Raw genomic sequence first — 15,862 nt, 5'->3', positions numbered from 1 at the left:
GTAACGACTATTGATGTACCCAGTCTTGCCCGCATCGAAAGATGCGGGCTTTTTAGGGCAAAAGAAAAGGTTTAAAACGCTTCCCACTCGGGCTCGGCGACGGCCTTTCTGGGCTTGAGCGTTGAAGGCGCAGGGGAGGCGGCCGGTAAGCGAGGGCTGCTTGCTGGAGGAGTAGCGCTTGTGGAGATAGCTAGCGGCTGTGAATCGCCCAAAATAAACTCGCTCATCAACTGATCCAGACGCTCGGCGTTGTTACGCATCTGCGCGGCAAGGGAGGCATTCTGGCTAACCATGGAAGCATTCTGCTGCGTCATGGTATCCATTTCCGCAACGGCGGTATTGACCTGTTCGATACCTGCGGTTTGCTCGCGGGCGCCAGCGGTAATTTCACCAATCACGTCAGACACCTGAGTGATGCTGCGATGAATTTCCTGCATCTGCTGGGCGGCAGATTTAACGATATGGTTGCCTTCCTTGGCATGATTAACCGACACATCGATCAGCGCGCGGATATCTTGAGCAGCAGTTGCCGAGCGACTGGCTAGCGTACGTACTTCGTTGGCCACTACCGCAAAGCCGCGCCCCTGCTCACCGGCTCTTGCGGCTTCGACCGAGGCGTTAAGCGCCAGGATATTGGTTTGGAAGGCGATGGAGTCGATCAGGCCGATAATATCGCTGATCTTGTTGGACGACTCGCTGATCGCGCCCATCTTGCTTTCCATCTGGGTCATGGATTCAGTGCCGCGTTTGGAAGCGCCTGCGGCTTCAATCGCCAGGCCATTGGCCTGCTCAGACGCTTGCGACGTGTGCGCCACCGTTGAGTGGATCTCCTCCATAGAGGCGGAGGTTTCCTGGATGTTGGCCGCAGCCTGATCGGTACGTGAGGAAAGCTCATGAGTGCCATCCGCCATGTCGCTGGCACCAGCGAGTACCGTTTGGGCGTTATGGCGCACTTCCTGAAGGGTGCCCTGCATACGCTCAACGAACGCATTGAAACCGCGTGCCAGATCACCGATCTCATCTTGTGATTTAACCTCCAGACGGCGGGTCAAATCACCCTTGCCCTGAGCAATATCGGCCATGGCACTAGCCGTATGCTTAATCGGCGCAAGCGAGCGGCGTGCCGCATAGGCGACAACGACCAGTAACAATACCAGCAGTAATCCGCCCGCCAACAACAAGGACTTCAGCAAGCTGTTGGTTACGGCGGTAAAGGCGGTCATCGGGACGGTCACGCCGACAACCCAGGAGGTACCCTCCACAGGACTCCACATGAGCCGGGTACGTTCGCCACTGGGCATGGTGATTTCACCGGAACCGGGGGCGCCGCTGAGCATCGACTGACTCAGCGCATCCAGCCCCTGATACCCCTGGGTGTGGTCGGCGTCGGTATAGTTCAGCGACATGCGGTACTCTTCGACCGGGTGAGCAATGACCTGACCCTGGCTGTCAATTAGCCAGCCGTAACTCCCTTCACCGACATTGATGTCCGAGGTAATATCAGACACCGCCGCCATGGACACGGTGATACCTAAAAGCCCTGCACGGTTGCCGCGTCCATCGAAAACGGTATCGACTACTAACGCCGTTGGCAGCCCGCTGACCATGGAGATCACCGGGTCGACAAGCAGGCTATCCTGGCTGCTTTCAGAAATGAGTGTCTTGAAGTAGGGACGTTCCGAGATATCTAACGGCACGCCCGCATGGGTTATCGTGTCACCCGAGGCATTGGAGAAGAACAGAGATTCGATGGTGCCGCCTGGCGGGTAGCGTTTGGCGAGCCAATCAAGGTGTGAGGCGACAGGAACGTTTTCGGCGAGACGCTCATCCTTGGCCAGCACCGCATTCCAGTTACGGTAGCCGTTGATCCAGCGGCCTATCTCGTCGGCACGTGCCTCAACTTGCCGTGTACCGGCATTGTCGATCAGGTCAGGGATAGCTTGGTTGAGCTGCTGATTGACAATAACGCCGAGAATGACGGCAACAATCAGTAAAGGAAGAGCGACTGCACTCAGCAATTTTTGTGTTAATGATAGATGGGAAAACTTACTCATTTAGAGCCTCAGTAGATAGAAAGATGACCGTCAGGGTCAATGCTAATGCGCGCGTGTTTTTTTTATGGCGCAGAAACAGCTTTAGTTACTGGCGTACGTCTTAATAACGACTGTTTGTGCGCCAACTTGAATGAAATGTTAGTTTTTAACCGGTGCATACCGTGCAGAAACAAATGATTATTCATGCGCTAATAGCGACACTGCACATGCTTCTCCCAGCTTTGACAACCCAAGGTGAATCGTGAAACGAGGCAAGTGGATAATGACCGTTTGGCTAGTGGTACTGCTCAGCTGCGTAGTGCCCTACACCCTTCTGACAAACACCGCAGCCTGGTACGGCAGCTTTCTTTTCTGGGCGTGCGCTGGGCTCGTGGTGATTGCACTCAATATCTTTATTACCCGGGATTTTAAGGAACACGATCGTGACTGAGGCGATGATCTGGGGGGCCATTGCCCTCTACCTACTGATAGCGGTCGGTATTGCGGTTCTCTCGCGGCAGGGGGCTGCGAACAGTATGTCGGGATATTTCCTGGGTAACCGGCAGATGAACGGATTTGTCTCGGCGCTTAGCTACAGCGCAACCACCTATAGCGCTTTTATGATGGTGGGGCTGGCGGGGCTAACCTACGCCGGTGGCGTCGGCGCGCTGGGCTTTGAAATTATTTATTTTGCAGGCGTTTCCCTGGTAGCTATCTTTGGGCCTCGCTTTTGGGCCGTGGGGAAGAAATTTGGCTTTGTAACGCCAAGTGAAATGCTTGGGCATCGCTATAACAGTAAGCCTGTCGCCATGGCCGTTGCGATTGCCAGCTGCATCTTTCTGATCCCTTACTCTGCCGTTCAGTTGGCCGGAGTGGGCTATCTTCTGGAAGGTATGACGGATGGCGCCATCACGTTCACCACTGGGGTGGTCATGGCGACGGTAATTGCCGTTTTCTTTTCCTATATTGCCGGTATTCGCTCGGTGATGTGGACCGACTCGTTACAAGCGCTGATGATGATTGTCGCCTCAACGCTGGTCGCTTTTTTGGTCATTCAAGGGCTGGGTGGTTTTAGCGGTCTGTTTGGTACGCTTGAGGCTGAGCATCCGGCTGCCTTGACCGTTCCAGGGCCAGGGCTTTTTAGTCTGGTTACCTTTTTGGGGCTAAGTATTCCCTGGTTCTTTTTCAGCCTTTCCAACCCGCAGGTAAGCCAGCGTCTGTTCATGCCTGCGTCGTTGCCCGCTATGCGCCAGATGCTGATTGGATTTTTGGTGTTTGGCTTTATTTATACGCTGGTGTCAGTGCTCTGGGGTTTCTCGGCACTGGCGGCGTTTCCCGATCTTGCGCGTGCCGATCTCGCCACACCGACGCTTTTGGCCTCTGACTTTGTACCGCCAGTGTTGGGTGTCATTGTTATGATCGGCATCATGGCCGCTGCTGTTTCAACGATCGATTCGATCATGTTAACCCTTGCCTCAATGCTGTCCCGGGATGTCTTTGCCAACGCCAAACCGAATGTGAGTGAAAAGCGTCAGTTGCTAATGGGCAAAATTGTCGTTCCGGTTATTGCCTTGCTGGCACTGGGCTTCGCCGAACTACAGCTGGATTTGATCGCCGTGCTCTCTGTCGCGGCTTCATCAGGTCTGGTAGCAATGGTGCCGGCGATTATCGGGGCTTTTTACTGGAAACAAGGCACCGCCGCCGGTGCGTTGGCAAGCGTATTGGGTACCAGTGTGTTCGTGCTGGTGATGTATGCCACGGGTAATTCGCTGCTGGGTTTGCCGGCCGGCATTTGGGGAATTGTGGTGGCGACGGTGCTCTTCGTTGGTGTAAGTCTTTTGACCACGCCGCATACAGCCTCTGCGGAAGCATTCCTGAGCGCAATTAGTGAAGTGCTGGAACGTAAAAAGGGGGCTCTGGCTAATGCCCCTTTATCTAAGGAAGCGACCGTGTAGGTTATCCAGTTTGAGCGGATTGTGGATGGTTTAGAAAAGCATACTGTTCAATAGGCACCTGCTCGGTGCCTATTGTTGTTTACTCCCACACAGCCAACTGGCGGCGGTGAGTAACCTGAGCCTGGGTAGCACTTACCGGATACAGCCAGACTTGTGTGCCGGGTAGGCATTGGGAGAGCAGCGCGCAGGCACTAGGGGTGAGTGCACCGATACGTGGGTAGCCGCCAATCGTCTGGCGGTCATTCATCAGGACGATCGGCTGGCCATCGGGGGGGATTTGTACCGCGCCCAAGGGAATGCCTTCTGAAACCACGCCTTCCAATTTGCTTTTAAGCGCTTGGCCGGTCAGCCGAATGCCCATACGATCGGCGCGTTGGTCGACCGTCCACGGTTGGTTGAACGCCTGATAAAGGCTGCGCCCGGCAAAGTGGGCTACTTGGGAGCCCAGCACCAGAGGAAGCTGGCAGCGCTTTTGTGGCATGGGCAAACCGGCATTGTCAGGCAGTTGGCGGGGAGACGGCGCATCGCCTTGCCAGCTTAGTTGATCGCCAGTTTGCAGTGGCTTGCCGTCTTCATGCAGGCCACCGATCATTTCCCGGGCGGTACAGGCACGGCTACCGAGTACCTCGGGGGCCTGCAGCCCGCCGGGAAATGCCAGATAAGCGCGTAGCCCGACGCGCGGCTGGCGAAACGTCAGGCACTGCCCGGCTTTGAGAGTAAAGCACGCGTTAGGGGCGAGCGGCTCGCCGTTGATGCGGGCATCGAGATCGGCCCCGGCCAGCGCAAGGCAGACGTCGCTGTCGGCTTCTAATGTCAGGTTGCCGCCCATGACGATTTCCAGCGCTGCACTATTGGCCGGATTGCCTAGCAGCCAGTTCGCCCAGTGATAGGAGATCCAGTCGGCAGCGCCACTCTGGGTAACGCCCAGGTGGCCCACGCCGAAGCGCCCCGCGTCCTGAATCAGGGCAAGCGGTCCAGCCTGTTTGACGATCATGCTGCCCTGGCTCATGCGCGCTCCTCCAGTGGTGTGGTATCGCCGCCGGCGGCTTCAAACTCAGCTCTGGAGATGGACGTGAAGCGTACTTTGTCACCGGGGCGAAATAGCGGCTCACCGCGCCGGGCGTACTCGAATAGGGGAACCGCCGTGCGGCCCAGAATATTCCAGCCACCGGGTGAGAGCAGCGGGTAGATGGCCGTCTGCCGGTCAGCGATGCCTACGCTTCCGGCGGCTACGCGACGTCGTGGTGTCTTTAGGCGTGGCGTAGTCAGGCTTTCATCCACTAGCCCCATAAACCCATAGCCAGGAGCAAAACCAAGGGCGAACACGCTGTAGTCGTGGCCGCAGTGACGCTCGATCAACTGTTCAACGCTTAACCCCGCGCGCTTGGCCACCTGTGGCAGCTCAGGGCCAACGCTTTCGTCGTACCACACCGGAATCTCATGCAACTGGCCGTTTTGGGTATCAGCGGGCTGCAAGTTTTTCAGCGCTTCGCGGGCAAGGGCCGTGGCCTCGACAAAGTCCATGGCCCGACAATCGTAATGAATCAACAACGTCGTGTAAGAGGGGACAAGGTCGATTAGCGCATCGCCAAAAGCGTGACGCAGGGCGGTGTCGGCCGCCATGACCCAGGCCATGTTGCGCTCGTCGATCGCATCGAACAGACGTACTGTCAGCGCATCCATGGCAGCGGTTTCAAGACGCAGTTTCACGCGGACTCCAACGCTTTGAAGGCATCACGGATGGCCCGTACGGCCGCAATTGATTCGGGGTTGTCGCCATGCACGCAGAGCGTATCGCAGGGCAGATGAAGCGCTGTGCCATCACGTGCGGTCAAGGCTTCGCCCTTGGCCAGCGCAATGGCCTGGGCCACGATAGTCGCTTGGTCGTGATGAACTGCACCCGCCAAGCGGCGCGATGCCAAGTGACCGTTGGCCTCATAGGCGCGGTCGGCAAAGGTCTCAAACCAGAGCGTGATGCCCATTTTAGCGGCTAGTTCACGGTGTGGCTCGGGATCGGCGGTGGCCATCACCACCAGCGGAAGGCGTGCGTCAAACGCTCGCACGGCGCGCATTGCGCCTTCCAGCAGCTCAAGGTTGGCAGCCATATCGTTATACATGGCGCCGTGCGGCTTGATGTAGCTAAGTTCGCTACCCTCGGCGCGACAAATACCGGCAAGCGCGCCCGCCTGATAAAGAATCATATCTTCGACTTCAGCCGCCGAGCAGGCCATGGAGCGCCGCCCAAAACCCATCAAGTCGGGATAGCCTGGGTGGGCACCAATGCGCACGCCATGCTGGGCCGCTAATGCCACGGTGTGACGCATAACGTGGGGGTCGGAGGCGTGGTAACCACAGGCGATATTGGCACAGTCAACGTAAGGCATGACCTCAGCATCAAGGCCAAGTGTCCAGTTGCCGAAGCTTTCGCCCATGTCGCAGTTGAGTAGGGGGATGACCATAACGACTCCAATTATTATCACGAGGGTTATTTGGGATGCGTTATTCAAACCAAACTAATATAGGGGAGAGGCTCTTTCACTTGCCAATCGTTTTTCACGATACTTAATATCGGCATCTTCTATCGTATTGTTATTTCTTAGAAAAATAGTTGACGATAGGGAGTAATGCTATTATCAACTAAATAAAAGCACTCGATATAAAATAAAGAAAAGCGCGTGTTTGACCTAAGCTACCCACAATAACAGGTCGATAAAAAAGCGTTTTCCGGAGTGAATCATGCACTTGCCAGCCACGCACCATCAACGGGGCGGTTTACTGTCAGCGTTGAACTTGAAATTACATTGCAGGGATAGCTCGCTCTGCGGGCCAGACGTCTGCTTTGTGAGTCGATGCGCTTCGATAGGCAGCGTCGGTGTCTGTTGGTCATTGTATGTGTGGATTAGGCAACATTATGCTCGATTTCAAAGAACTTGAAGCCTTTGTTTGGGCCGTCAAGTTAGGGTCTTTTCGTAAGGCAGCCGTGCGCCTACATTTGACCCAACCATCGGTCTCAGAGCGTATCTCGCGCCTAGAGGCAACGGTAGGCGAGCTGCTGCTTGAGCGCTCCGCCCGCCCGGTGCAACCTACAATGCGCGGGCGTGAATTTTTCCTGCATGCCGAGCGCATGCTTAGCCAGCGCGATGAAGCCATGAAACTCTTCGACAGTGAAGAGGATTATTCGGCACCTCTTCGGTTAGGCACTATCGAAACTATTGCTCACAGCTGGTTCCCTGAGTTCATGCGTCAACTCACCGAACGTTATCCGCGGTTAACCATCGAGCTTACGGTGGATTACTCGCCGGCGCTCAACGAGCGGCTGATGAATAACGAGCTGGATATTTTACTGGCAATGAATGGCTACCTACCGTCCAAGCAGATCGAATACGAAGCGTTAAGCCCGTACGAAATGGGCATGTTCGTATCTCCACGCCATGCAGAGATGCTCAGTGAGAACGCTGAGACTTGGTGCAAAAAGCTGCCGTTTATTTCGTTTGGCAAGTTGGCTCGACCCTACGAAGAGCTGGTCCAGTATCTGGCCGAGCAGGGCGTTACCAGCCCGCGTATTCATAGCGTTAGCACCCTGATGACCATTGCGCGCATGACGATGGAAGGCTTGGGCATTGGTGCGCTGCCGGTAGCCACGGTGCTTGATGAGTGGCGGCGTGGCGAGCTTTTGCGTCTGGCGTTACCGGTGCCGCTACCGGCGATGAACTATGATGTGATATGGCGTCGTGCCAATCATCCCCGCTTTTGTCGAGGCGTTGGCCGTTTAGCCCAAAAAACGGCCTGTGCCTACGCGCAGGAACGCCGTGTCGAGATGACCAATGCGTTATTTTCTGGGCACTGGATTCAACCGGGTGCCCCCGTAACCACTCCCAACGTAACCACTCCACTAATATGAATAAGAGGACTTATTCCATGCGTATGCGCATTGCGACCCCCCTACTGTTTGCCACCGCCTATGGCTTGGCAGCGACAGCTTCTGCCCAAGCGGCTGAATGGAACATGGCAACACCCTACGGTGATGCCAGCTTTCACACCAAAAATACTAAGCAGTTTGCTGAAGATGTTGCTGAAGCAACCGATGGCGAACTGACCATCACCGTGCATAGCGGTGGCTCGCTCGTCTCCCACGGCGAAATCAAGCCGTCGGTACGCCGTGGCACGATTGATGCTGGTGAAGTTTTCATGTCGGTGCTATCCAACGACGACCCGATTTTTGAGGTGGATACGCTGCCCGGCGTGGCCGGCAGTTACGATGATGCTTACGCGCTATGGCAAGCCACTAAGCCTATGATTACGGAACTATTTGCCTACGAAGGCTTGATTCCGCTTTACGCCGTTGCTTGGCCAGCGCAGGGAATTTATACCGCCAATGAGCTGACAGACCCTGCGCAGTTTGAAGGTTTACGAGTGCGGGCGCCTAATATCAATACCCAACGGTTTGTGGATAACCTCGGCGGTAGCCCCACCGAAACCGAAGAGTCAGACATCCCCACTGCGTTCAGTACCGGCCGTGTAGACGCCATGATCACGTCAAGCTCTACGGGTAATTCCATGACGGCGTGGGACTATGTGTCCTATTACACCGACGCCAACTTATGGCTTCCGAAAAACATCGTGTTTATCAGCCAGCGCAGTTTTGATCGTCTGGATGAGGCGACTCAGGACGCCTTGATGGAAGCGGCTGAACGCGCTGAAGAGCGCGGCTGGCAGATGAGTCGTGACGATAACGATGCGAGCCTCGCTGCACTTGAAGAGAACGGCATCGCCGTATCGACCCCGAATGAAGAAGTCGCCGCGGCTCTTCAGGATGCGGGCGACAAGCTCTTTCAGGATTGGCTGAGCCGTGCTGATGACGAAGCAGAAGCTGCCTTGGAAGGTTACCGGGAGCAGCAAGGCAACTAAACGGCATAAGCCCTTTACGGAGGCGGCATTGGCCGCCTCTTTTTACCCACGCGCTCGGTGAGATAACGAACATGACGTTTAAATTCGACAGACTCTACCGTCTAGGTGCTTGGGGTGCCGCGGTGTGTATGATCGCGATTTGTGCCCTCATTGCACTGCAGGTAGCTTTTCGAGCCATCGATGCGCTGTTGATACTGGTAGGGCTAAACCGCCTCGGCATCAGTATTACCGGTGTTTCCGAGATGGCGGCCTATTTATTGGTGGGCGCCACCTTCCTGGGCTTGGCATATACCTTTGTGCATCACGCTCATATTCGCGTGACGCTTTTGATTTCACGGCTGCCTTCCGCCATTCGGGTGTGGTTTGAAGTGGCCGGTCTGCTGATTGCTTTAGCGATTAGCTTGATACTCGGTTATGGCCTGATTGGGTTGGCAAGAGAAAGCCTTCAATACAACGATGTCTCATCGGGTTTTTTATCCATACCGTTATGGATACCTCAAGGCGTCCTGGTCATCAGCGTAGGACTACTTAGCCTGGCTCTTATCGAGGCGCTGATTATTGCACTGCGGATAGCAACGCGTGACCCATCTAGTTTTCGCGAAGCGATGTCCACCGATGACAGCGAAATGCACTAACTCTCTGCCAGCACTGCTTGGCCACGTTATGTTGGAGAAGACCTTGTGTTAACACTCAGTTTGGCAACGATTTTTACGTTATTGCTTTTGCTGGGCGGGGGCGTGTGGATCGCTTTTGCCCTAATCGGTACCGCGTGGGTAGCGCTGGCATTTTTTAGCTCGTTTGACCCAGGGCCGATTCTTGCATCTGATTTTTGGGGGGCGAGCTATGGATGGGATTTAACGGCGCTGCCGATGTTTATCTGGATGGGCGAGATCCTGTTCCGCTCTGGGCTTGCGGATAATATGTTTCGCGGGCTTTCGCCCTGGCTTAACCGCTTACCTGGGCGTTTGCTGCATACTAATATTATCGGTAGCGGTATGTTTGCAGCGGTGTGTGGCTCATCTGCCGCTACTTGCGCCACCGTGGGTAAAATGACTCTGCCGGAGCTTGAACGCCGCGGCTATGACAGCAATATGGCTATTGGTACGTTGGCGAGTGCCTCGACGTTAGGCCTGCTGATCCCGCCCTCCATCATGCTGATTGTTTACGGTGTCGTGACCGAGCAATCGATTTCACGACTATTTATGGCGGGCGTGGGCCCAGGCCTGATGATTCTGGCGATGTTTATGGCCTACCTCATACTCTGGGCATTGATTAAAGGTAATCGAGAAGGCCTTACCGGCGAAGATGAGTCTGACATGAGCTTCGCTGAGAAGCTGCGTAACACATGGGCGTTAATGCCAATTCTACTGTTGATTGGCGGTATCATCATCTCGATCTACGGCGGGCTTGCATCACCCACCGAAGCCGCGGCGGTCGGGGTCGTACTATCCATGGCGATTGCCCGCTGGAACGGTCACTTTACGAGCCAGATATTTAAAAGCTCACTATTCGCGGCTATTCGCACGGCGTGCATGATCGCGTTTATTATTGCCGGCGCCTCGTTTCTTACCTCCGCGATGGGCTTTACCCAAGTGCCCATGCAGTTGGCCCGCGCGATTGGTGAAATGGGATTATCACCCACCATGCTGCTCATCGCCCTGACCGTGCTCTTGCTGATTATGGGCTGCTTTTTAGACGGCATTTCACTTATTTTGCTGGTGACCGCGATTATCATGCCGGTGGTCAGCGCTGCGGGGTTCGACCTTATCTGGTTTGGTATTTATCTGGTGGTTGTGGTGGAAATGTCGCAAATCACCCCGCCTGTGGGCTTTAACCTGTTTGTTATTCAGGGCCTGACCGGCAAGGATATTTTAACCATTACGCGCGCGACGCTGCCTTTTTTCCTACTGATGCTGTTGGCGATTGCCTTGATGCATGCTTTCCCCGCGATAGCGCTTTATCTGCCTTATGCGATGAATAGTTAACCTGACAGGCCGCGATCGCGCGGTCTGTTGGTGAATAAGCTTAAGGGGATACGGCTATTTGTTTTTCGGCCTTCGGATTAAGCCTGAACGCTGGCCCTTGAGAGAGGCATCCCACCGACTATGCTCTTTTTGATTTTCATCAGGGTAGCGTAAAGAGGCTAGGGCTTGTTTTTGATCTTCTAGTTGGGAACTCAGCATTAGCGTATGTTGGAAGAGCAACTGGTGAGCTTCCGCCAACAGGGTCATGCTATCGACCTCGACGGACGTAGTCATATTCAACGCATTGGCAAGTATGTCAGTTTGCTGTTGAACATTATGCAACACTTCATCAATTTTCAATGCACTGATATAGCTAACCGTCTTTAACTGATAAAGCACTGCAGCTAGCTGCGACGCTGGGCTTCTTGATAACCAGGCATCAGCAATTGGCCCCGACAAGCGAATACAGAGTAACGCTTTGTCGTTCAATAGAAAGCTTTCATGGCTTTGGCGTATGGTCATAACAGTATGGTCGGGCATCCCCCACTTGGCTGCCAGCCATGCGCCAACCAGCGTATGGTCACAGCCAAAATATGCCTGCTCTGACAATGTTATTTCACCATGCGATAGCGCAGTATCTGCGTATAACGCTTCCGCTTCCTCAGGGTAAGCGGCTTGCAGCGCCAATATGCCAATATCTTGTAATAACGCCAGGGTAAATGTACTGCCACTTTTGTCAGGACATAGCTGCTCAGCTAGATAACGGGCTACCAGGGCTGAAGTGATAGCCCGCTGCCACGTCCGGTTACGATAAGTGCCTCCTTGGGCATATTGAAACAGGGTAAAGCCCAGCACCACTGCCAACGTGGCATTTAAACCCAAGCGTTGCATGGCTTCTATACAGGTATGGATGGAAGTTGAGGCGCGCGCGTAATAGGCGCTGTTCGCCAGTGCAACCAGGCGCATAGTAAGCGCAGGGTCGTGCTCAATTGCCTTGGCGTAATCATTTAAAGTTGCTCGAGAGGAGCGGGCTATATCAAGTACCCGAAGCGCAACAGACGGTAAAGCAGGCAGGCTTTTACATTGCAAAAGCGACTTACTCAAAAAAGCTGGCAGCTCGTTGGTGAGTGCCATATAAAGCGAATCGCTTGGGGATGATAGGCCCGTCATGTGGTCTCCTCATTCGCTGTCAGCGTAGCGGGCGGTAATAATATTGATCCAATATCATATACTTCCTAAGCGTTAACGTCTTCTGTAAAGGCAAAGAATACCGAGATAATAGTTAACGTTAAGGAAGATTGAAACTCCGTGGTTAACGGCGAGCATGTTCGTTTTACGCTAAAAACGATAACTAGTATTGTACCGGCTCATTAAAATATGGCCTGCCAAACCAAGTTGCCTCCCACCAAAAACATCGCAAGAATGACCAGCCGATAAAACAGCTTTTCATTAACGCGGCTTTGCAGCCAAAAGCCGTTACGTACGCCGATCCAGGCGATAGGTACCAGCAGTAGTGAGGCCCAGGCGCTGGTGACGTTTACCTCTCCCAGCCACAGATACGGACCTAGTTTGATCGCATTAACTACCGCAAATGAGACGGCGCAGGTGGCAATAAACGTCTCTTTGGGGAGCTTGCGTGGCAGCAGGTAAAGATTCAACGGTGGGGCACCGGCATGAGCAATAAAGCTGGTAAAACCACATACGCTGGCGGCAGGCAGCGCCCAGCGGGTGGAAATGGGCTTTTTGGCCACTGGCTTGAACAGCATATAGGTGGCAAACAACAGCGATATCCCCCCAAGCACCAGGCGTATTCCCTGTTCGCTCAGACGGTCAAATAGCAGCGTGCCCACCGCTACGCCAACCAGTAGGCCCGGCAAAAATCGCCATACTTCGGCCATATCATGCTTGCCCCACCACGCCTTTACCGCAAACACATCCATTACTAGCAGCAATGGCAGCAGAAGGCCAGCCGCCTGGGTGGGGCTGATCGCCAGTGCCATCAGCGGTACCGAGAGTGTGCCGAAACCACCGGCAAAGCCCCCTTTGGAAACACCTGTTAAGTAAACGGAAAATACGATTAACAGCCAAGCGATAGTGGAGTAATCAGGGAGCACGGCAATTCCTTGGCAGTCGCGGAAAAGTACAGCATTTAATGTGAAAAACCCTGCATTATGCAGGGTTTTCAATCACGTTGAGGTATGTGCGAGATAAATACTAGCAGGCGAATAGGTCTGTATCCCACCTACCTTCTTGGTAAGCTACTCTCACAGTATAATCAACGTGGCGAGCCCCAAAAAGGATAGAAAACCAACCACATCGGTTACGGTCGTCAAGATCACTGCACCCGATAAAGCGGGGTCAATCTGAAGTCTTTTCAAGACTAGGGGGACCAGTACGCCTGCGATGTTAGCCAGACTCATGTTGATAAAAATTGCCAGGGTTATCACCAGCGTGATCAGAGGGTCGCTAAACCAAACATAGGCAATTAGCCCGACCACTAATGCCCAAACCAGGCCATTACACATGCCTACCCATAGCTCTTTATTGTAGAGCCAGCGTTTATTGTTACCTGCGAGCTGGCCCAGCGCTAAACCGCGTATAACAACGGTAAGCGTCTGACTACCAGCAATACCTCCCATGCTTGCGACTACCGGCATCAAAATGGCCAGGGCCACAATTTGTTCCAGCACAGCTTCAAATTGCCCGATAACAAACGCTGCTAAAAAAGCGGTCAATAAATTAATACCCAGCCAAATGCCTCGGCTTTTAGCACTGCGCATAATCGGGGTAAACACTTCCTCTTCATCACTGACGCCTGACATATGCTTGAGCGTTAGGTCGGCATCATCCTGGGTGATTTCTAATACGTCAGCGGCGTTTAGCTGTCCGACCAGTAAGCCGTCGCTATCGCATACGGGTACAAAGTGAAGTTCTTTGGAGCGCAGCAGCGCCGCCGCATCGCTGACTTTCATTTGGTCATTAAGGGTAAAAAAATCATTTATGTAATCATCAACCACGGCATCCTGCGGCTGCTTGATTAAATCAATGAGGGTTAAGGTGCCTAGTAACCGCTTATCCTTATCGGTGATCATGATCTGCTGCGACTCATCGTCAAGCAAATGATGAATTCGGATATAGCGTTGCACAGCTTCCAACGACACGCCTTGTTTTACGTTAACGGTTTCTGGGTCCATATAACGACCCACTACATCATCCTCATAGGCATGAAGATTTTCGACCTGGGCGCGAATCTCTTGATCGAGGCTTGCGTAGACGCTGGTTTTTATGGACTCATCAGCAACGTCCAGTACTTCTGCAACCTCTTGAGCATCCAGGCCTTTAACAATTTGCTCAACGTCACTGGCCGATAAATCTTCGATATAGTCGGCACGAATATCTTCGTCAACTTCCGCGAGAACCTCGCCGATCACCTCGTCTGGAATAAACTCCCAAAGAAAATCGCGTGTTTTGGCCGGGAAGGATTCAAGTGTTCGCGCAATGTCTAACGTATCGAGTTCAGTGAAAAACTCGTGTAGAGCTGCTGTTTCTGGGATGTCTAAAAGCTTTTGAAGGTGAAGCAGGAGCTCTTCGTTATTGGTATATTTTTCGTCATCGCGCATAGCGTCCGTCCTTTTTGGAAACTAGGTGTTGAAGGCAATAAAATTGCAAACTCTCGGCGGCTCGCTCTGTTGAGTTTATAGGCTGGTTGGATTGAACGCCACGCGCTGCTGAGCGGACACGGATGACACATCGCTACCTATCATTGCAGCGGTAACATCGGCCCAGGCCAGCAAGGGGCCAGCCTACGTACTCTCGCCCACCTGAAGCGTAAAGTTCACGTCGTGCTGGCGGCGGTAAACGCTTTTGCCGCTTAACCTGCGAATGAGTTCTTGCGCGGCCAGGCGGCCCATGTCTTCGCGTGGAGAGAGGATAGTAGTAAGTTTTGGGGTGATATGTTGACCTAGCGGTAAGCCGTTGAAGCCCGCAATGGCGATATCGCCAGGCACCTGGAGGCCCTGGCGCTGGGCGGCCAGCAGGGCACCTGCGGCAAGGTCGTCGTTGGCAAAATGGATGGCCTGAGTAGCAGGATAGTGCTGCAACACTTGGGCCAGACTTTCTGCCCCCGCCTGTAGGGTGCCCAGCGTGTCCATTTCTAACAAGAGGGCCTCCAGTCCCTTGGCCTTCAGCACCGCTTTGTGCCCCTCATAGCGCATTCCCGCGCGATAATCATGGGAGAGCCGCGCGCCAACATACACCATTCGCTGGTAGCCTCTATCGACAAGGTGGCTGGCCATGCAGCGACCGGCAGCCACATGATCCAGCCCAACGTTAAGATCTATGCCGTTACCAAGCTCCATCACTTCCATGATCGGATGGCCCCAGTTGGCTAAGAGCGTATGACATGCATCGTTATGGCGTAGCCCGGCGGTGACCAGGGCCGAACATGACCAGCCTAAAAACGTACGCACCAACTGATACTCACGGTCCAGATCGTAATCAGTATTGCCGAGCAGGATCTGATATCCCTGCGCTTCCAGCGTTTCCTGCAGGCCTTTGATGACTTCCACAAATACGCTGTTGATCAGCGATGGCACGATGACGGCAATCAGCCGAGAGCGTGAAGACGCCAGGCTTCCCGCTATCAGGTTGGGCACATAGCCCAGGCGCTCTACGCTTTCCAAAACGCTTTGACGGGTACTGTTGCTTACTTTGTCAGGGTGGTTCAGTGCTCGAGATGCCGTAATCGGGGAAACCCCTGCGGCCTGCGCCACCTGGCTGAGCGTGATTTGATCGGAGCGACGGCGTGACTTGTTAGCGGCCGGGAGGTCTTTAGACATTAGTCACACGTCCTTGATGTTCAACTTGTCGATAAGCTGAGAGTAATCTAGAAGTAATGGTAGCGCTATCATGACAGCGCTACCATTTTCCTTGTTAAGGTCAACGATCAGAACAGATTCAAGGGAAAAGTAAGGCATCGCAACGCCAGCAATTCATACAACAA

14 protein-coding genes are annotated in these 15,862 nt (G+C 53.9%); 6 read left to right on the top strand and 8 right to left on the bottom strand.

Features of this window, described 5'->3' with window-relative positions; all coding sequences use genetic code 11:
* Positions 1-71 precede the first annotated feature (71 nt).
* The gene (locus tag ACT3XD_RS03895) at positions 72-2,054 is read right to left on the bottom strand and encodes a methyl-accepting chemotaxis protein (RefSeq protein ID WP_192536678.1); all 1,983 of its coding nucleotides are present in this window, start codon (positions 2,052-2,054) and stop codon (positions 72-74) included.
* 262 nt (positions 2,055-2,316) lie between these two features.
* Here ACT3XD_RS03895 and ACT3XD_RS03890 point away from each other — a divergent pair, with 262 nt between their 5' ends.
* Both ACT3XD_RS03890 and ACT3XD_RS03885 read left to right on the top strand, forming a co-directional pair.
* Complete coding sequence (locus ACT3XD_RS03890) at positions 2,317-2,484, top strand: hypothetical protein (protein WP_225735999.1); 168 nt, start codon at positions 2,317-2,319, stop codon at positions 2,482-2,484.
* Positions 2,477-3,988, top strand: coding sequence for a sodium:solute symporter family protein (locus tag ACT3XD_RS03885; RefSeq protein WP_192536676.1), 1,512 nt, complete (start codon positions 2,477-2,479; stop codon positions 3,986-3,988). The genes ACT3XD_RS03890 and ACT3XD_RS03885 overlap by 8 nt, the downstream gene beginning before the upstream one ends.
* 79 nt (positions 3,989-4,067) lie before the next feature.
* Here ACT3XD_RS03885 and ACT3XD_RS03880 read toward each other — a convergent pair whose 3' ends face one another.
* Genes ACT3XD_RS03880 through ACT3XD_RS03870 form a run of 3 tightly spaced genes read right to left on the bottom strand, consistent with a single transcriptional unit; the run spans position 4,068 to position 6,447 of the window.
* Entirely contained in the window at positions 4,068-4,997 is a 930-nt protein-coding gene (locus ACT3XD_RS03880) for a 5-oxoprolinase subunit C family protein (protein ID WP_192536675.1), read from the bottom strand.
* Positions 4,994-5,698, bottom strand: coding sequence for a 5-oxoprolinase subunit B family protein (locus ACT3XD_RS03875; RefSeq protein WP_192536674.1), 705 nt, complete (start codon positions 5,696-5,698; stop codon positions 4,994-4,996). The genes ACT3XD_RS03880 and ACT3XD_RS03875 overlap by 4 nt, the downstream gene beginning before the upstream one ends.
* A complete protein-coding gene (locus tag ACT3XD_RS03870; RefSeq protein ID WP_192536673.1) occupies positions 5,695-6,447 on the bottom strand; it encodes a 5-oxoprolinase subunit PxpA in 753 nt (250 codons plus the stop codon). Before ACT3XD_RS03870 ends, ACT3XD_RS03875 begins: the two co-directional genes overlap by 4 nt.
* A 452-nt stretch (positions 6,448-6,899) precedes the next feature.
* Here ACT3XD_RS03870 and ACT3XD_RS03865 point away from each other — a divergent pair, with 452 nt between their 5' ends.
* The 4 genes from ACT3XD_RS03865 (at position 6,900) to ACT3XD_RS03850 (ending at position 10,881) form a co-directional block, all read left to right on the top strand.
* Positions 6,900-7,889 carry a LysR family transcriptional regulator gene (locus ACT3XD_RS03865; RefSeq protein WP_192536672.1) on the top strand — a complete coding sequence of 330 codons (990 nt, stop codon included), beginning with the start codon at positions 6,900-6,902 and terminating at the stop codon, positions 7,887-7,889.
* 17 nt (positions 7,890-7,906) lie between these two features.
* Positions 7,907-8,896, top strand: a complete 990-nt coding sequence (locus tag ACT3XD_RS03860; RefSeq protein ID WP_192536671.1) for a TRAP transporter substrate-binding protein — start codon at positions 7,907-7,909, stop codon at positions 8,894-8,896.
* 71 nt (positions 8,897-8,967) lie between these two features.
* Positions 8,968-9,531, top strand: coding sequence for a TRAP transporter small permease (locus ACT3XD_RS03855; protein ID WP_192536670.1), 564 nt, complete (start codon positions 8,968-8,970; stop codon positions 9,529-9,531).
* A 45-nt stretch (positions 9,532-9,576) separates the two neighbouring features.
* Positions 9,577-10,881 (top strand): TRAP transporter large permease, encoded by a 1,305-nt coding sequence (locus ACT3XD_RS03850; protein WP_192536669.1) that lies wholly within the window; start codon positions 9,577-9,579, stop codon positions 10,879-10,881.
* Positions 10,882-10,935: 54 nt separating this feature from the next.
* On the opposite strand, the gene ACT3XD_RS03845 is transcribed toward ACT3XD_RS03850, so the two are convergent.
* The 4 genes from ACT3XD_RS03845 to ACT3XD_RS03830 all read right to left on the bottom strand — a co-directional run bounded on the left by ACT3XD_RS03845 (position 10,936) and on the right by ACT3XD_RS03830 (position 15,698).
* Positions 10,936-12,030, bottom strand: coding sequence for an HDOD domain-containing protein (locus tag ACT3XD_RS03845; protein WP_192536668.1), 1,095 nt, complete (start codon positions 12,028-12,030; stop codon positions 10,936-10,938).
* 200 nt (positions 12,031-12,230) lie between these two features.
* Positions 12,231-12,974, bottom strand: a complete 744-nt coding sequence (locus ACT3XD_RS03840) for a sulfite exporter TauE/SafE family protein (protein ID WP_192536667.1) — start codon at positions 12,972-12,974, stop codon at positions 12,231-12,233.
* A gap of 150 nt (positions 12,975-13,124) precedes the next feature.
* Positions 13,125-14,480 (bottom strand): magnesium transporter, encoded by a 1,356-nt coding sequence (mgtE, locus tag ACT3XD_RS03835; RefSeq protein WP_192536666.1) that lies wholly within the window; start codon positions 14,478-14,480, stop codon positions 13,125-13,127.
* Positions 14,481-14,663: 183 nt separating this feature from the next.
* The gene (locus ACT3XD_RS03830) at positions 14,664-15,698 is read right to left on the bottom strand and encodes a LacI family DNA-binding transcriptional regulator (RefSeq protein WP_192536665.1); all 1,035 of its coding nucleotides are present in this window, start codon (positions 15,696-15,698) and stop codon (positions 14,664-14,666) included.
* Positions 15,699-15,862: the final 164 nt, after the last annotated feature.

The sequence above is a fragment of the Halomonas sp. AOP7-B1-5 genome (genome assembly GCF_052353045.1).
Lineage (GTDB): Bacteria > Pseudomonadota > Gammaproteobacteria > Pseudomonadales > Halomonadaceae > Vreelandella > Vreelandella colorata.
The sequence above is the reverse complement of the archived record's forward strand: the minus strand, read 5'-3'. Positions and strand labels throughout refer to the sequence as shown.